The sequence below is a fragment of the Candidatus Hartigia pinicola genome (genome assembly GCA_020541205.1).
Taxonomy (GTDB): domain Bacteria; phylum Pseudomonadota; class Gammaproteobacteria; order Enterobacterales; family Enterobacteriaceae; genus Hartigia; species Hartigia pinicola.
Genome location: CP048208.1, coordinates 1,140,466 through 1,160,136 on the forward strand (window position 1 = coordinate 1,140,466; position 19,671 = coordinate 1,160,136).

Below are 19,671 nucleotides of genomic sequence, written 5' to 3' on the forward strand. Positions count from 1 at the left end.
TATACTTTTTAATAATTATCAGCATTCTAATAATATTAATAATAATATAAAACCCCCTTTAGATCGTATATGTTAATTCATAATTAAGCTGTATAGCTTAACCAACTTTACTTTAAAATTTATCAAAACATCAATAATAATATATTTATTATTCATGTTAATATCTGTTCAACTTCAGAGAAGATAAAATCTAAGTTTAAACATTTTAATTATGATATATACTGCGTTATTTCCTTTGGTCTGACACCGTCATATTACACCCTACATCTTCTTTAAAATATTCAGACAAAATTTATACTTCTTTATTAAAATAAAATACTGTTAATTTATCTCATAAATAAACATAAAACGTATATATTAATAAACCGAGTAATATAAAATAACTTTAAATATTTTTAAAAATATTATTTACCCACCAACATATATTTTAACAAAATGATAGAGACATTAAAAATATCTCTATCATTTTCACCTACAACAAGTTGAAAATGACTCAATGCTAATTACTATTAAATATTTAGCATGAGACGCTCTGCACAGTCAATTAAGTATCTTATTTTCTAACGTTAAGATCTTTTAATAAGCAAGAGAATAATATGCGAGTTACGCGGTATAAGAAATATTTTTCTAAATTTCTATTATTTTCATACAACTCAATGCATCTAATCAATATAATATAAAATGAGTGTATTCCCTATGAAATAAGCTCACAATTTCCATAAATATGATATATATTTACTATTTTATATCAGAGAAATAAAAGGTTATTATTTTGAATTAAACGTTCTTTGAGTATTTTACCTATGAATCCTCTGAATCTTCTGAATCAGCTATGAGAGTCAATCGTATCTATATGATAAACGATATTAAAATTTGTTAAATTCTCGTACTCAAACAGAAATACTAATTATTTAAACACGATATTATTTCATTATTTAAAATCATTAATTTTGATAACTATTATACAACATACAATTATAAAACGAGTAATGAAATATAAAGTCATAAAATATAATACAAGTTATATCAATCTGATTATCTCAACTTAAATCTGAAGTAGATTATTAATGTTTGACAAAAAATGCAATTTTATAGTCATATCATTACTTTGTTAATTATTATGCATGTAAATACCCTTATAACAAAAGATATATTTCATACTTTCTATAATATAACTTATACTTTCATCTTCTACAAAATACATTATATTATAGTATAGAATAATTAATATCAAAATACAAAATATATTATAACTATTAATTTAAGCTAGTTAGAATTACCGATTATTCTTCATACTTATGGATGCTGTTTAAGATGTACAGCCTACGATTTTAATTTTATTGAGAAGTTAACCTATGTTTGGTATTTTAGACCGATATATTGGACGAACGATTTTTTACTCTATTTTTATGACTCTGTTTATGTTAGTATCTTTATCTGGAATTATTAAGTTTGTGGAGCAACTTCGTAAAGTTGGTGATGGTAATTATACTGCATTTGATGCGGGCATATTTACTATACTCACTATTCCAACAGATATTGATGTTTTCCTTCCTATGGCGGCGTTACTTGGTGCACTAATGGGGTTAGGTGCATTAGCTTCACGTAGTGAACTAGTAGTAATGCAAGCATCTGGCTTTACACGTTTACAGATTGCACTTTCTGTCATGAAAACAGCAATTCCACTTGTAATTCTCGCCATGTTAATTGGTGAATGGGTTTCCCCGATCGGGGAGCAATGCGCTAGAAACTACCGTGCAGAGAAGATTGTTGGTAATTCATTAGTTGCAACAAATGAAGGGATATGGTTAAAAGATGGACGTAATTTTATCCATATTCAACGTATTATTAATCCTACATCAATTCAAGAGGTCTCTATTTATCGATTTAATGAACAACATAAATTAAAATCTGTGATGTTTGCTTTTAATGGAAACTACAATAATGCTAATCAAAAATGGGTGTTATCTCAAGTTGAAGAATCGATCTTAAGTGGCGAAAAAAATATTTCAGGCTCTCAGTGCTTAATATATAATTGGAAAACTAATTTAACCCCTAAAAAGCTAGGGGTAGTATCTCTTGACGCAAACTCGCTTTCTATTCATGGTCTTTATCAATATATTTCTTACTTAACTGAAAGCGGACAAATTGCAGCAATTTATCAATTGAGTATGTGGAAAAAAATATTCGCTCCTTTATCGTCGGCGGTTATGATATTAATGGCAGTATCTTTTATTTTTGGACCACTGCATACAGTGCCAATGGGAATGCGTGTTATCGTAGGGATTGTAGGTGGTTTTTTATTTTATGTGCTTAACCAAGGGTTTGGTAACTGGAGCTTAATATATTCGGTACCACCGATTGTTGCAGCAATTTTACCTAATCTTTTATTTCTTATTATAAGTATTTTTCTATTAATAAAGCGAAAATAACTTTAAGATTAATTACATTAAATAGAATAAACAGTTGTTAATATACTATAAAATTATCTCTTTTCTATAGAAACTAGTAACATATACAGACTTATTAGATCAAGTTTAATAAAACATAGCATACATTAAGAAAATATGATTATATTATTTAAACTATTATTTACTATAGAACATATTTGTTTTTTCATCTAGTGTTAATTTTATAATAGATTATAGTAAATTCTTTCTTATATTCACTTGATTAATATAGATATTACTTTCATAATATCTGTTAATTAAAAATACTGCAAACATATCAGCGCAGTGACTTACATACTTGAATTAAAACTAAAAGAATTAATATCTTAATTCATTTATTAAATATATTAGTTAAAAATATATTTTAATATAAGTAAGTTGATATATTTAATTTTAAGGAAAAACATACATTATCAATTGTATTGAACATTGCAATAATACGAGTTGATTTTTATTACATAAATTCTTAGAATGACACTACTACTATTTTTTTCTCGTCATTACGATAGCGAGCTGACGTTTATTATACTGATATTTGTAGTATAATACAACACAAACTACAATATATTTTATGAAATTATTACCATTATCATTATACATCTCACACAATTATTTTTGATAAAAACTTATTTTATCATTCATACACTAGGGTATACAACTAAAGGGTATTAATTTATTTAAGAAATTAGATAAATATATTTTTTTGATATCAAGTAACTGTAATATAGAAAGTAGATATTCTACCAGAATAAAGCAATATATTTTATTTTTCATATCAATAGACATTAAATATATCCAACACTAATTAGTAGTACAGTTTTGTGATATAGACTCAATTTTTTATATTCTTTCAATTAATTACGCTAAAAAACATTTAATCTTTACTTAATTTTTATTGTGTTTTCTAGATAAGAAGCTGGTTAGTAGTTTATTAACTGAAATATAATTATCTTCAAACTTTTTTACAGCCTTCGTGAGAAGAATAATAATTTAAGTATAAGTAGAAGATTTTTAATACATAATGTTGTATTAAGTTTTTCTAATTATTAATATATTCTAACAATTTCATTAATGTAATAAAATAAAATAGCATATTTACATTATCTCTCACACTTTTTATTACATTTTCGTATAACTGTCGTTAAAAGAAAATTTAAATATATGATTTTCCTGATATTATTATCTAGTCTCATTACTTTATCGTAAATATATGATTATTACACATTGATAATGCATAGTTTATGGTTTTGCTTCATTTGCATTATTTACTAACTAAGCAATGACAGTGATTTAACATAGTAAATGATAATTCTTTTTTTTGAACATTGCTAAACATGAATTTACTAGAGTAAATGTGATATTACTCGGTAATTATTAATAACTATAATAACTACGTTATGCGCATTAATTACATTAAATATACAATTCCGTATCATTCTCAAGAATGTTAGAAATTTAATCATAAGCATATTAAGTACTTTAAAATAATCGCTATTAGTTTAATATAATTAAAGAGACTTTTTATAGAGTCTTGAGTACTGTACTGTGAAAAACAATCAATACTCAAATAATAATCTAACATTCGGCATTTAAATATATTTCAGAATTTTTCTACATTCGGTAATAATTTCTCCAATAATTCAATATGCTTTGAATAGTTTAAATTATAAGAGTTATATTGAAAACATAAAACGCATTATATCAAAATATCTTCATTATTTCACTTAGCATCTAATACAAAATATTTAAAATATCCCGTTTATATAAATTTGTTTATTTTCTAACACATGTTCAATACTAATAATTTTACACAGGAAAAAATTATTCATGCGTTTTATTTATACCTAATAATTGTGTGTGTTACTATAGTTATATAAAATAAGTTTTACACATTCGCTTTGATGAATGATTTAATATTAAAATTTTACATATTATAGCTTTTTAAAGGCTTTATCTATATTTAATGCTGTCTTCAAAAATTTACCCTTAATTTCGTAGATTATCTATTTTTAATAATTTAATATTATAATATTCTTTACTCTTACTAAACAATCAACGAAAAACTATTTATTAATCGAAACGGTGTCACAAGTTGTAATAATATATAAAAACTTTTATATACATTAACGTCTGAGACGTATTTTAATCTTCACTGAGTAAAACAAGGTATAATTTATCAAAATATTTATTGATGAATCAATAGTATGAACTATTCTTAGTTTAAAATCAAATATAAAATATTAAATAGCATTTATTACTTAAGAGTTAGATAGCTGTTTTAATGTTTACTATTTTCTTAATATTATGCTAATACGTCATACCAAGTATTATCTTGCTTATTACCAGCAGTCTTATACTAAAAGAATTTCATTTCTATAGATGAATGATTAAAAAAAGATATCTTTAACGCTTTCTCTGCAATTCTCTATCTTTCATGGTATTTTCATAATTTAATATTAATAAGGCTATTTAATATACATTGAATTTTATCAACTACCACTTAAAAATCACTATTAAAAATGATGGCTTTTATACATGAATTCAACTTGAAGTATTTGTATCTCCTAAATTTTATTACCGTATACCTGCAAGATTTAGATTATGACACGAAGGTAATAATTTGCTTCATATTGTATTTGATAAAGATATGCAGACACGTATTCGTGTTAACCAATTTCCTATCTCAAGCTAATGAATTAATAATGTTATAATAGAAATATTACTTTTTGATTAAGAAAAGCGAATTATTACCTTATAAATTATTTCAAATTGATCATTTTCAACTATTAGTAATAAGATAATCAGCTTTTTATTTACCATAAAAAATTAGAAAAAATAGATTAAAGAGATAAAAAATTAAAAGAAATTTGTTTTTATAAAAATTTTACCTGCAAATCGTCGGTAGATCTTTAAAAACTACAATTATGTTAGATTTTGATTATGTCAATGAAGTTTACCAGTGCATGGACGAAATATAGTATATTGCAGGTCAAAAAAATGCTTTTACTGACCCTAACACTCAGATAAATATTAAAATGTTAGAATAATTAATGTCGGAAACATAAAGCATAACAGATAATTTATTAAAATTATATTAGGACAATTGTAATGTTTTATTAGCGCTCAAATAAAACTTTTATTGTGTTGTACTTATTCATATAAATAAATTATCTGTTTCCACAGTATGATAGAATATTACTTTAAATAAAATGGATAATGTTTAGATTCTACGAATATTTTCTTAAGATCATAGTCAAGTTATTCAAGGTATTCATAAATTAAAGAGACCCTCGGATGTTATTTTGACTGATTATCAGTGCGATACTATTTTATTTACCAACTACATGGTGTGTTAGATACTAAAAAAGTATAGAGAGTACAAATATGATAACATTCTTTATGTTTCTTATGATCTAAAAGTACTGTACAAAAACTTATGTGTATTAACTAAAACTCAAAAAAAAATCAAAAAACTTGCACTATTTGATCAGTTTTTATATAATATACCATATAGTATTTGTATTGTTCTGACTTATTATTAATTCTTCATTTGGTATACTTGTATATTTTACATGATAAGAAAATCTGTTTTCTTACTTATTCTCATTATAATCTTATTCACTACTTTTTTTGAACAATCTTTAGTTGGTATCTATAATATAATTAAAAATACTTTAAACGTATTTTATATAATAAAACAAAGCACATGCATTTTCAGCATATTTTGATAAATATATACAGTGACACAACAAAACTCACCTTTAATTCTCTACGACTAACTCCAACTAATATTCTATGCTCCTAAATAATGCAAAACAATTATTTAAAACCACTTTCGTTATTTCAGAGATTCTATCAAAACCAAATCTTTAAATTGTTATACATATGAAATTACAGCAAAAAAGAATACTAAGCATTCATAGGTATTTTATATATCTCAATGATAATTTAAAGAGCATGCTTTAATAATATTGGTTGAAAATGTTTATAAATTATTTTTTTTAAAAACTTATTCCCTATACAGTTTCAATATATATGAAATTCTTATGCATTTTTATATGCAGAATCTCATAAATTACCCTTAGCACATCATCAAAATTCATTTGAAAATAGTGTTATTTTCTTGACCTGACATTATAAAATTTAATTAACAAAATACCTATACTACATATATATTTTATGAAAAAGTAACACAGAGAGTTAAGAATGAATATCTTTTATGTTTAAAATCAAATTACAAATCAATGATTTTGTTATTAGAAATTAAAGAACAATGAACTTAAAGAAATATAGAGATTACTATGCGCTGTTTTAAAAAAAATTGACTATTAGATAATCAAGTGACAACATTAAAGTAATCTTTTAGATTATTCACTAATATAATATATTAAATTCAATTTTTGAAATTTACTTTGGAAACAATAACAGTACTAAAAAACAATATTAACTTTAAGTCAAATAATTTTATCATATGAAGTGTCAGTATTCTTTTTAGACAATCATCAGTTTTATTAAATACATTTAATCCAAAAAATAATACAATAGTCTGACTAAAAGCACTAATTTAGCATAAAACACGTGGTTTTATCTCTGATAAACTTTTAAAAATAACTTAATATAGCTTTTAAAGCTAAATACTATATTCATGTAACGAAAAAATACTCCAAGAATGAAAATTATTTTTAAATTATTTCATATATTATAAGTATATAAACAAAAGTGAAATCGTTAAGTGGAGGTTTAAAATCCAAGCTGATTTAAAATTTTGTAGATAGAATTCACTATAAAATCTTTTATATCTTCTTTTTATTACTAATTAGACAATTCTAAGAATTGATAATATTTAACTCAACGAGAATATAGTAAATTAGTTAGTATATATAGCCAGCTAAAAACAGTCTACATTATTATAAAGAAAATAAAATATAATATATTCTCTAGAATCTTGATTTACTATCATAACATTAGAATATACATACTGATTGCATTGAATAAAATAACACAAACGTAAAGTAAAACTTATATAAATATATCGTAAAAATGAGTGATTATGTAATGTTATCATTATTTATAATTATTAACGAACACAAATCATTACACTGACTAATTTTAGTAATTCTTGTAGTTATTTACTTACCGATAAATATACAGGTTACAATATATTCACCTCTATTACGTACGCAGGATCTTAAATAGATTACAAAAAAATTATAACAACTTAAAAAACTAAACTAAATATAGATACAGACAACAGATATCCTAATTTATATTAGGATATTGTACTATATAAAACGAGAAAAATCAGAATTTCAATAAAGAAAATCAAGAATCATTAAGATCACAAGAACCCACCCCTTTCGCTATGAACTATATCAATCATTATTGAAAGCGAAATTGTGATAACTATCAGACGTAATTCACTCTATAAATGTATAGTAATTTTGCAATATTTAGTCATTAAAAACATTATATGAACTAAAAATATCAAAAACTATAAGAAACCTCTAAAAGAAATTTAAATACCGCTTTTAGATTTTAAAATAATATTTATTGTTTTTCTGTTGAAAATAATAGTGAAATTTCCTATATTAAATATTATATTTGATAATAATATTTGTACTAATAGCAAGATTTTTTATTTTAAATATAACAAGAGAGAACAGAAACTATAATAACAATTATCAGAAAATTTAATATTATGAATATTTTATCATATAGTAGCTATAAACACAGTTACTGTGGAAAAAAAGAGATTACTATTCCTATTTTTACGCAAATCATTTTATTTATAAATAAAGATCTTAATTTTCTTACATATTAAAGATATAACCAGCGCGTTGAATGTATGTAATATAATAACAGAAATAACAATAATAATATCTTGACAACATATCAGCCATAACTCCTCTTAACAATCACTATTAAAGTAATTAATGCAATAAAATAAAGAATTGTATCTTTAAATATATTAATCAGATAAATAATAATATTACTACACAAGCGCATAACTACACATATTTAACAAATTTTTATTTTTTCACCTAAAAAGAGTTAATACATGTTTCATAACCAAATCTCATGTGCGACATATGAATCTCTATCAAAATAGTCTATACTATAAATAACAATAAGAGAGTATTTAGTTATAATATTCGAACGGATTTACTGAATTTTGATCTTGTTATTAGATAATAAATCATAGTGACTATTTTATAATATCTGAAAATAACTATTTTAGACAGTCTAATAATTACTATAGTGAAATAAAATTTGCTTTTAAAAAATTAATGACTAACAATAAATTTTTATCTTTTGATTTCAAATTATTTTCTAGGATATTTCAAGCAATATTAAATTATCTTAACGTAAAATTAAGATTAATATTCAAGAATTGCAATAGAATTATATTCTAGATATTATCTTATATATATTTTAACACTTGATATATTAAATTACGTAAATTTAAGTCAAGTGAGTTAATAATTTATCTAATAGTATCCTGTTATAAATCTTGTCTAATACATATTTTTATCTAGACAAGATGAATAACTGCTTTACAATATAGCTCTACATCTGTTATTTCTTTAATCAAAATATCCTCAATAAGACAATATTTAATAAATATTAAATACGCTTAGTTTGATAAATCAAACAATGATGAATTTTTTAATAAAATGATATTCACTTCATCTTTACTGAATAATACCCACTCACACAAATTAAAAACTTGAATAAAATCTTACTTATTCATGATTCATAAATAGCATCAAAATTTACTACCTAAAAATTACACACACTCCTTTGATAGCTGTAATGTTTTCATCAATAAAAAGTTGTTGTATATAAATACGAATCAGCATTGCTAATCACAAGCATAATTCTGAACTAAATTGATGTAAATTATGTACGAGTTATATGCATAAAAGAGCGGCGATATAAATTTTATGTTTATCTCTAATATCTCTAATTTTATTTAATAGAATATCATTGACTAAAATAAAGAGAAATGAGAAATGTTAATTAATTAATTAATTTAAAGTTCATTATGCTTATTTTAGCATAAACTCTTTTATAGTTTTAATACATATTTACCTGTGTTTTTGTATATATTATAAGACTCAGAAATATGTTTAAAATCACACACTAACGTATATTTTCATATAGAAATATTCTTGCTATACATATATCTCTATAAAATAGTCACAGCTATTAATATCTAGTAAATTAAAATAGAGCATAAAAGTGTTATACTTAAGCTAAAAACATACTTATAGTAAAGTAAGTAATATTTTAATTTAAATTACTTATAATCTATATATTTCGTGTTATTTACTTGATTGTATGTAAGATATTACCGGAAATAAAATTATTCGGTTCACTATTGTGGAAATCACAGAATAAGCAATATTAATAATGTCTAAGACTTTTTATTATAAAAACTTATTTAATCTTTTAAAAATAGTTACATTATACTGAAAATTTTATAGATTTTAGATAAGCCTAGTTAAAATTTTACAGAATGATTATTTACTGAGGAGATATTACAACACAGTTACTCTAATCATATATCGCATTTTTAATGACTATTAGTTGAATGTTAATTCATCATTATTTTTTTAAATTAACAGTAATATTCATAATAAATTATAATCTTTCAAGCCATATTGATTTAACTTTCATAAATATTAATCAAACTTTTTCTTGATTGCAATAATCTGCATTGTATAGAAAAGTATATTTAATATCTTTGAAGAATTCTTTAAGATTGATTATTGAAAATACTGAGTAAAATATTAATGATAAAACGTTTTTTTAAAACTTTTATAGAAAGTCTTTAAATAATATACTCATAACTTAAAACATACTCTATAATTTCTTTACAACACTTATTAGCATTATTGAAACCATTGTAAGATATAATCATCATTATAAATTAGAGAACGCTTATAATGTACTATTAACGCTTCAAAATATAAGTATATAAAGTTGTTACAGCTAAAATTAATAACTATCATTTTTGAAACAGGTCAGTATGTATACAAGGTAGTAACATGTTATTACAACATTGTTTTAGACGTTTCTAATGATTTTAAATATTCATACACGGCAAGTTGAGCTCGAATTTTACACTTACTATCGCTGGTGACATAATTATTTTTGAGATCTTTATCCACATAACGTGCCTTAACAGTATCATTAAATTGTAAATCAAGAATCTTTAAAACCAGTTGTTTAAGACGACTATCTATAAGTTGTACAGCAACTTCAATTCGATAATCGATATTACGTGTCATCCAATCTGCAGAAGAAATAAATACCTTTTCATTACCTGCGTTTACAAAAACATAAACACGATCATGCTCTAAGAAACGGTCAATAATACTCGTCACTTGAATATTTTCACTGTAGCCTGGCTGGCCTGTAACTAATGAACACATACCTCTAATTAATAGGCGAATTTTTACACCAGCATTAGAAGCGTCATAGAGTTTATCTGTGATCTCTTTATCAACAAGATTATTGATTTTTAAGATAATTCCACTCGAAAGACCAGATTGTGCATTAGAAATTTCTTGGTCAATTAAAGCATTGATTTTAATCCGTGTATTTTGTGGAGACACCATTAAATTATCAAAAGTAACAGGACGATAAGGATTTTCAATAAAACTAAATACTCGACGTACTTCATTAGTAATGTCTGCATTTGCTGTTAATAATGAATAATCAGTATATAAACGTGCTGTTTTTTCATTAAAATTACCTGTTCCAACATGCGCATAACGCATTATTTGGCCTTTTTCCATTCGAGAGATAAGAAATAGTTTAGCATGAATTTTGAGCCCAGGAGCTGAGAAAATGACATGAACACCGGCAGCTGTTAGACGCTTAGCCCAATAAATATTGGCCTCTTCATCAAAACGCGCTTGTAATTCAACAACTACAGTCACTTTTTTTCCATTATGAGCAGCATGAATTACAGAATCAATAATACGTGAATCTTTCGCGACACGGTATATATTAATTTTAATTGACAGAACATTAGGGTCAAATGAAGATTGCCTAAGTAATTCTAAAGTATGTTCAAATGTATAATAAGGATAGTAAAGTAATATGTCTCGATCACGAATCGTATCAAATCCATTTCGAAAGTTGTCAAACCAGCGATGGCGAAGTCTTATAAAAGGTTTGTTAAGAAGATTTTTATTTCCTGCATTCGAAAATTCAATAAAATCTTTAAAGTTATGATAACGACCACCAGCAATCACAGAGTCATTATTAGATAAACCGAGTTTTGCACGCAATACAGAAACCATTTCATTAGGCATTTCCCGTTGATAAACAAAACGCACGGGCTCTGCGGTTAAACGTTGCTTTAGCGTAGAAGACATAATTTCAATTAAACTGGATTCCATTTCTGTTGCTATATCATATTCTGCATCACGTGTCATTTTCATAGAATAAGCATTTAATTGATCATAATCAAAAAAACTTTTAAATAACTCATCAAGGGTATAACGAATAATATTGTCAATTAGCACTATACATTTACGACGTTTTGGCATTTCTGGTGGCAAGTTTACAAACCGAGCCACTTTATCTGAGGGGATTTCTAATAAAGCATATTGAACATTATCACCATTAATAATTTCAACAGCTAAATAAGTATAATCATCCTTTAAGAATTCCACAAGATTAGTATCTGAATTAATAATAATAGGCGTTATATATTGACGTAAATGTTCTTGAAAATACTGACGCAACCAAATTTGTTGACGTGGTGATATTTGACGTTCATTAATTAAAAATATTTGGTTGTGAGCCATTTCAAGAAGTAAGCTATTATATAGCATATCGAATTCTTGTTCTTGTTTGGCCACTTTACTTTGAATGTGTTTAAGAAGATGTCGGGTTACAATAGCTGAACCACGTTCTTCATTAATTAGTATACGTCGTTTTACATCAGCAAAACGGACCTTATAAAATTCATCTAAATTATTAGAGTAAATATCCAAAAAACGCATACGTTCAATAAGAGGATTTCGCTTATCTTCCGCTTCTTGCAACACTCGTTCATTAAAAGCAAGCCAACTTAGCTCTTTTTCATGATAGAGACGCGATTTGGACATCATTTCTCCATATTTAACAGATGTATGATCAATCATTGATTCATTATTAATATACTAAATTTTCTATTTAATTACACCGTGTGAGTCTACAATCTTTTCAGTATTTACAAATTTTGCTTTGCTAATGAAATACTGATACTGAAAAACACACATACGTATGGCAGTATGATAACTACCATTAATAAAAAATTCATCAATAAGTTCACCCTCAGTATGAAAACCTAATTTATTATAAATATGTATAGCTTTAATATTTTCTTTATCTACAATAAGATAAAGCTTGTATAAATTCAGCACAGAAAATGCATAGGTTATTGCCAATGTTGCCGCTCGTGTCGCATAACCATATCCTTGATAGCAAGGTGCAATAATTATCTGAAACTCAGAACGACGATGAATATAATCAATTTCAACTAATTCAACTAACCCAACTTTTTTATTCTCACTTTCAATAATAAAACGACGTTCAGACTGATCATGAATATGTTTATCATAAAGATCAACTAATTCAACAAAAGCCTCATAAGGCTCTTCAAACCAGTAACGCATGATGCTAGCATTATTATCAAGTTGATGAATAAACGTTAAATCTTCACGTTCAAGTGGACGCAACCTAAATGGATTAGCTTTCCCGGTTATCATAAAAACCTCTGCGTTTTAAATTAAGCAACTATCTATTATGAATGAGAAATCAAATGAATGAATATAGCTTATTTAATCATTAGATAATAATATTACTAATTTCATCATTACATTATGATATAAAATATAAAGTTTATCTAAGAAACTTAGTAAAATCTTTTTAAACATAATTGTTTGTGTATATTATCAAAATTAAAAAACTATAGTAGTGAGATCAGTTAAAGTGTTGTTTAACAAATTAAATCCCTATTTTTTTAACAGAGAATTAACACTATATTACTTTATGAGTAATTAATATGTATAAAGTATTTTATATACTACCGCTGTAGATAATCAATAACTATTTAGTGAAAAACTGGTTGACTTAATATTTTCCTAAAAAAAGTACTGTATATTCTTATCTAAAACTTTAAAAATAAAAATTATCTGAAACAGAGGTAATCCTGCTCGAGAAAGTATTGCAAATATAATTATCTAAATATTTTGTCAGAAGCAAATAAAATAAATCACAATTATCGTTATCACAAATATGTAACCGTCTTTAAGAATACACAAATATCTCTCGTGAAAAATTGATAGTACAAATACAAAATTCTAAAATGAAATAAGATATTGTAGTATATACTCAAAGGTTTATAAAAAATATAATGTTATTAACGAGAATTTATGTCAACTATAAAAATCTTCTTAATGGTTTTAGATTACAAGATCTGTATGAAGAAAAATATTTTATCAGATAGAAATAATAATTAATGAAATATTTTCGAGTATATATTTACATATACTAAGCGTAATTATTTAGCATATAATATTCATAAATTTAATACATTCTATGTCATTTTCTAAATATTAGGTTATCAACTGATATGTTAAATGACCTAAAAATCTTATCAAAAACAAAAAATGCAAAAGGTTCTCTCATATAATTGTTCAACTTATCAAGTTGGTCTCTTTGTTATAACTATTATCCATTAAAATTAACATTATATAATCTCTAAAACTACTCGATAAAATAAAAATTAATATTAATTTTTAATATCAATATCTTTGTTGAATAAAAAATAAAAGTTTATTTTAATAAATATTATTTTAATAAAACTACAATGCTGGTTTATTTTAGTTATTTAATTTCTTAAGAAAATCTATGATATTTCCTATTTTCTATCAAGATCTAGTCATCATTTAAAAAATATTATATACATTAAAAGTGCGGATTTATATCTATCATCATATTTTTTATGAATGTAAGATATAATAATCCTCTCTATTCTTAATATTCAAATTTGATAATAACTTCTTGAACTAATCTTAAGTGATATAAATAATGTAATATTTAGTGAACATAAATTATAAAATTATTTTTCAGTTAACAACACTCAAATACAATATCTAGTAATATTGAAAAGATTGTAATTTTATTCTAAAGCTCATTTTAAAATGATCAGTCAAATATTACTCAATACATCTATTATAAAATATCTGAGAATCTTCATTAATGTTTCTTCTCTTACTGAAGAGCATATTCGTATAATTAAAAATGAAAAATAATCGTTGATCTAAAAATTAATATAAAATATGCTTGTTAACGAAAATAAAATATATAACTAGCATATATTATTAATTATTATAATATTGTTAAGTAAAAGACAGACTAGGATAGAAGCAAGTCTAGATAACTAATGATAGTTAAGTTGGTTTTTATAAAGTGCTCACTGAAATAGAATATAATATATTTAAAAGCAATATTTTGTAAATATTACTACAGCAATAAAAATGAAAATTATCATATAAGATAAAAGAGTATTTATAACATATAGGTATTCATAATATTTATTCTAATCCTTGCATACAATCTTTCTTTAAAACTACTCATCAGAACTCAACAATACAGATATAAAGGGTAGTTTATATAAACTTATATGATTATTATACTATTTAAAATTAGCTAATGCTAAATATTAAATTATTCCCACTCTATTGTTGCTGGTGGTTTACTGCTAATATCATACACTACACGTGAAATACCATTTATTTCATTAATAATTCGATTTGAAACACGGCCTAAGAAATCATATGGCAAATGCGCCCAACTCGCTGTCATAAAGTCGATAGTTTCAACAGCTCGAAGAGATACAACCCAATTATATTTACGACTATCGCCCATAACACCAACTGAACGTATTGGCAGGAATAAAGTAAATGCTTGACTAACTTTATTATATAAATCTGCTTTGTACAATTCTTCAATAAAGATCGAATCTGCGTGACGAAGAAGATCAGTATATTCTTTTTTAACTTCACCTAAAATACGAACACCTAATCCTGGACCTGGAAACGGATGGCGGTAAATCATATTATATGACAAACCTAACTCAAGACCAATTTTACGCACTTCATCTTTGAATAACTTTTTTAATGGCTCCACTAAACCTAATTTCATATTATTAGGTAATCCACCAACGTTATGATGAGATTTAATAATATGAGATTTACCTGTCACAGAAGAAGAGGATTCAATAATATCTGGATAGATAGTACCTTGTGCTAGCCAATTAACTTGAGGTTGTTTAGATGCTTCTTCATCAAATACATCAATAAAAACATGACCAATAACTTTACGTTTCGCTTCTGGATCTGTCACACCAGCTAATGCACTTAGAAAACGGTCCTCTGCTTTAATATATATAATATTAAGGTCAAATTTTCCTCTAAACATTTCCATAACTTGATCTGCTTCGTTAAAACGAAGTAATCCGTTATCGACAAATACACAAATTAAACGCTTACCAATTGCACGATGTAACAATAATGCAGTAACAGAGGAGTCAACACCACCAGAAAAGGCTAAAATAACGTGGTCATCACCAATCTGATCTTTCAGACGACATACAGTGTCATTAATAATAGCCTTTGGATTCCATAAGGATTCACACTGACAAATATCCTGAACAAAACGCTTAAGAATATTAATACCTTGACAAGTATGAGTTACTTCCGGGTGAAATTGTACACCATAAAATTTTTTTTCTTCATTTGCCATAATAGCAAATGAACAATTGCTTGTGCTGGCAATATTTTTAAAGTCTGCTGGAATAACAGTCACTTTGTCACCATGACTCATCCAAACATTAAGCACTGGAATACCATTGTTATTTAATGAATCCTGAATATCACGGAATAATTCACACGACGCCATAACTTCAACTGTAGCATGCCCAAATTCACGTTTGTTAGAAATTTCAACTACCCCACCAAGTTGCATTGCCATAATTTGCATACCGTAACAAATACCTAAAACAGGTATACCAGCAGTAAATACATAATTAGATGCACGTGGACTATCATGTTTTGTTGAGCTTTTCGGACCACCAGACAAAATAATACCATTTGAATTAAATTCATAAATTTCTTGTTCTGAAACATCCCATGACCAAAGTTCACAATAAATACCAAGATCACGAATACGACGAGCAATAAGCTGTGAATATTGAGAGCCAAAATCAAGAATAAGAATGCGGTTCTTACGGATATTTGTTATCATTTAAAAAATTCCAAAACTGCAGTTGATAATCAAATAGTATCTTAATAATAGATAATGGAATAACTCTAAGTTATTATACTAATCATAGTTTATATTAAACAACGTGTGCTAATAATATAATCGTCTATCAGAGCCCTTAATTATATTAGGGATCATTATTCTAAAATAGTTTTGTGTAATATCTAAATAAAAATAATTATTTTGAATAAATATTTTTTTGTCCAAGACGGTAATTCGGAGACTCTTTAGTAATGGTTACGTCATGCACATGACTTTCTTGAATACCAGCACCACTAATACGAACAAACTCTGCCCTAGTGCGTAATCTATCAATAGTACTGCAGCCCGTAAGCCCCATACAGGAAGAGAGCCCGCCCATTTGTTGATAGATAATATCTTTTAAGCGACCTTTATATGCAACTCGTCCTTCAATTCCTTCCGGAACTAATTTTTCAGTAGTATAGCTAGATTGAAAATAACGATCTGATGAACCTTGAGACATTGCACCTAGAGACCCCATACCTCGGTAAGCTTTATATGTACGTCCTTGAAATAAAATAGTTTCTCCTGGAGATTCTTCCGTCCCTGCAAACATAGAACCAACCATAACGCAAGATGCACCTGCCGCAATAGCTTTAGCAATATCACCCGAGAAACGGATACCACCATCCGCTATGACTGGAATTCCCGTACCTTCTAATGCTTCCACCGCATCAGCAATAGCAGTAATTTGTGGTATACCAACACCAGTAACAATTCGTGTTGTGCAAATAGATCCTGGGCCAATACCTACTTTCACAGCACCAACACCCACGTCTGCTAATGCTTTAGCGCCTTCTCCTGTTGCAATATTACCACCAATAATTTGTAACTTAGGGTATTTCTTACGAATGTCACGAATACACTGTAAAACACCCTCTGAGTGACCGTGAGAAGAATCAATTAATAATACATCTATACCCGCATCCACTAGCTTGTCAACACGTTTTTCGTTATTATCTGAACCTGAACCAATAGCAGCACCTACACGTAAGCGACCTTTATTGTCTTTACATGCATTTGGTTTACGCTCTGCTTTCTGAAAATCTTTAACTGTAATCATACCTATTAAGTAAGAATGATTGTCAATAACCAGTGCTTTTTCTACACGTTTTTCATGCATTTTTTGCAAAACAATTTCATGTGATTCACCTTCTTTTACCGTAACTAAACGATCTTTAGGTGTCATTACTGCAGTAACAGGTTGATCAAGATCAGTAACGAAACGAATATCACGCCCAGTAATTATCCCAACTAAAGAATTATCTACTGCCACCACTGGATAACCTGCAAAACCATTACGTTTAGACATAGCTTGTATTTCACGAATAGTTGTATCTGGAGTAACCGTTACAGGATCAATGACAACACCACTTTCGTATTTTTTTACGCGGCGCACTTCTTCAGCTTGACGTTCAATTGACATATTTTTATGAATAAAACCAAGACCACCTTCTTGAGCAATAGAAATAGCAAGCTCAGATTCAGTAACAGTATCCATTGCTGCAGAAAGCATAGGAATATTTAAACGGATCATTGTAGTTAATTGAGTAGATAAATCAGCCGTACTTGGTAGTACGGTTGAGTATGCAGGAACGAGCAATACGTCGTCGAAAGTTAGTGCTTCTTTTTTTATGCGTAACATAAACAATATCCTGCCAGGCAGATTTATTAAAAAGTATAAAATATTTCCATGCAATATACACACCAAAATTAGTTGTCTCCACTATCTTTTAAAAAATATTAATAACTATTCTAACTATTTAAAAATTAATAATTTAGTCATTATTTTAAAATTTTAGCTTATTTATGAATTGACTTAAAAAGTGACATTACTTATTTTATTATTAGACTCTGATAATATTTAAAAAACCTTAAAAATAAATAAAATAATATAACTTATTGCTAAAATAATAAATTTTCTTCTTGTAATCTAATATGCAATATCTCATGTCATAAAATACTAAAAATCAAATTAGTTCAATTATATTTCACGATCATCACACTAATATATTTTCAGCTATAAAATAGCTTAACATATTTTTAGACAATAAACTGTCACTTTATTATAAATAAGGTTTGATATAATTATTAAATTAGTATATATAATATTTGAACCTACCAGAGACAATTCTCACAATAACATTATTCATTACCAATATAGATTTAGGCAAAAATCTAGTTGAGTATTTTTATAAAAATCATTATTCTATACAAATTATAGTGTGAAAATAATTATGTTTTAGCATTGAATTATAAGACATTATTTATATTTTAAGTTATCGTAAACTATTAATGCTGATTATTATATTTTCAATCTTTATTCGAGTAATAACTTACATTTATGTAAGTTTCACAAACTATTAAACATAGTTAATCTTAGTTCAAATAATATAGTCTTTCTAAAGCAAAGTGAAAATTACCACAAGGTCTATTGATATGTCACAAAATTATTTTGAGAAGGGTATTTAAGGTTATTTAATATGTATAAATATTTTAGATAGTATAATTTACTATTATATCAAATATCATTATCATACTCACATAGTAAAAACAATGCATTCTATATTATTAACACACTACTTTCAGTATTAAATTATTAAATAGAAATTGTATTTTCTGAAAATATAGACACTTTTAAAAGACTGTCAGAGATATTTAAAAGTACCCCATTAGTTATCAACTTGACGTTTATTTTATTACTTTTGAGAAAGATATATTAAATATATTATTTTAATAATTTAAACCTTTAAAGTTGACCTTGACATCTATGATATAAATCATTACTATTGTTTGATTCTCTATATATAAAATTATTAAAGAAAATTATATAACTATATGAATTATTTTCATGAAATTACAATATTAAATT

Annotated in this window: 6 protein-coding genes; 2 read left to right on the forward strand and 4 right to left on the reverse strand. The window is 25.9% G+C overall.

From position 1 onward, the window contains the following. Window positions 1–1,355: 1,355 nt before the first annotated feature. Both lptG and GFV14_RS02150 read left to right on the forward strand, forming a co-directional pair. Complete coding sequence (gene lptG, locus GFV14_RS02145) at window positions 1,356–2,432, forward strand: LPS export ABC transporter permease LptG (RefSeq protein WP_457914040.1); 1,077 nt, start codon at window positions 1,356–1,358, stop codon at window positions 2,430–2,432. Between the two features lie 3,410 nt (window positions 2,433–5,842). Next, window positions 5,843–5,992, forward strand: coding sequence for a hypothetical protein (locus tag GFV14_RS02150; RefSeq protein ID WP_457914678.1), 150 nt, complete (start codon window positions 5,843–5,845; stop codon window positions 5,990–5,992). 4,515 nt (window positions 5,993–10,507) lie between these two features. Here the strand turns inward: GFV14_RS02150 and ppk1 are convergent. From ppk1 to guaB, 4 genes are all read right to left on the reverse strand, one after another. Then, the gene (ppk1, locus tag GFV14_RS02155; protein WP_457914679.1) at window positions 10,508–12,577 is read right to left on the reverse strand and encodes a polyphosphate kinase 1; all 2,070 of its coding nucleotides are present in this window, start codon (window positions 12,575–12,577) and stop codon (window positions 10,508–10,510) included. Window positions 12,578–12,640: 63 nt separating this feature from the next. Continuing rightward, entirely contained in the window at window positions 12,641–13,219 is a 579-nt protein-coding gene (speG, locus tag GFV14_RS02160) for a spermidine N1-acetyltransferase (RefSeq protein WP_457914041.1), read from the reverse strand. A gap of 1,963 nt (window positions 13,220–15,182) precedes the next feature. After that, entirely contained in the window at window positions 15,183–16,760 is a 1,578-nt protein-coding gene (gene guaA, locus GFV14_RS02165; RefSeq protein WP_457914042.1) for a glutamine-hydrolyzing GMP synthase, read from the reverse strand. A gap of 196 nt (window positions 16,761–16,956) precedes the next feature. Further along, entirely contained in the window at window positions 16,957–18,444 is a 1,488-nt protein-coding gene (guaB, locus tag GFV14_RS02170; protein ID WP_457914043.1) for an IMP dehydrogenase, read from the reverse strand. Between the last annotated feature and the right edge of the window lie 1,227 nt (window positions 18,445–19,671).

Bases quoted from the DNA above. Each gene is read 5' to 3' on its own strand.
- lptG (WP_457914040.1), top strand. From the start codon at position 1,356: ATGTTTGGTATTTTAGACCGATATATTGGACGAACGATTTTTTACTCT.
- ppk1 (WP_457914679.1), bottom strand. From the start codon at position 12,577: ATGTCCAAATCGCGTCTCTATCATGAAAAAGAGCTAAGTTGGCTTGCT.
- speG (WP_457914041.1), bottom strand. From the start codon at position 13,219: ATGATAACCGGGAAAGCTAATCCATTTAGGTTGCGTCCACTTGAACGT.
- guaA (WP_457914042.1), bottom strand. From the start codon at position 16,760: ATGATAACAAATATCCGTAAGAACCGCATTCTTATTCTTGATTTTGGC.
- guaB (WP_457914043.1), bottom strand. From the start codon at position 18,444: ATGTTACGCATAAAAAAAGAAGCACTAACTTTCGACGACGTATTGCTC.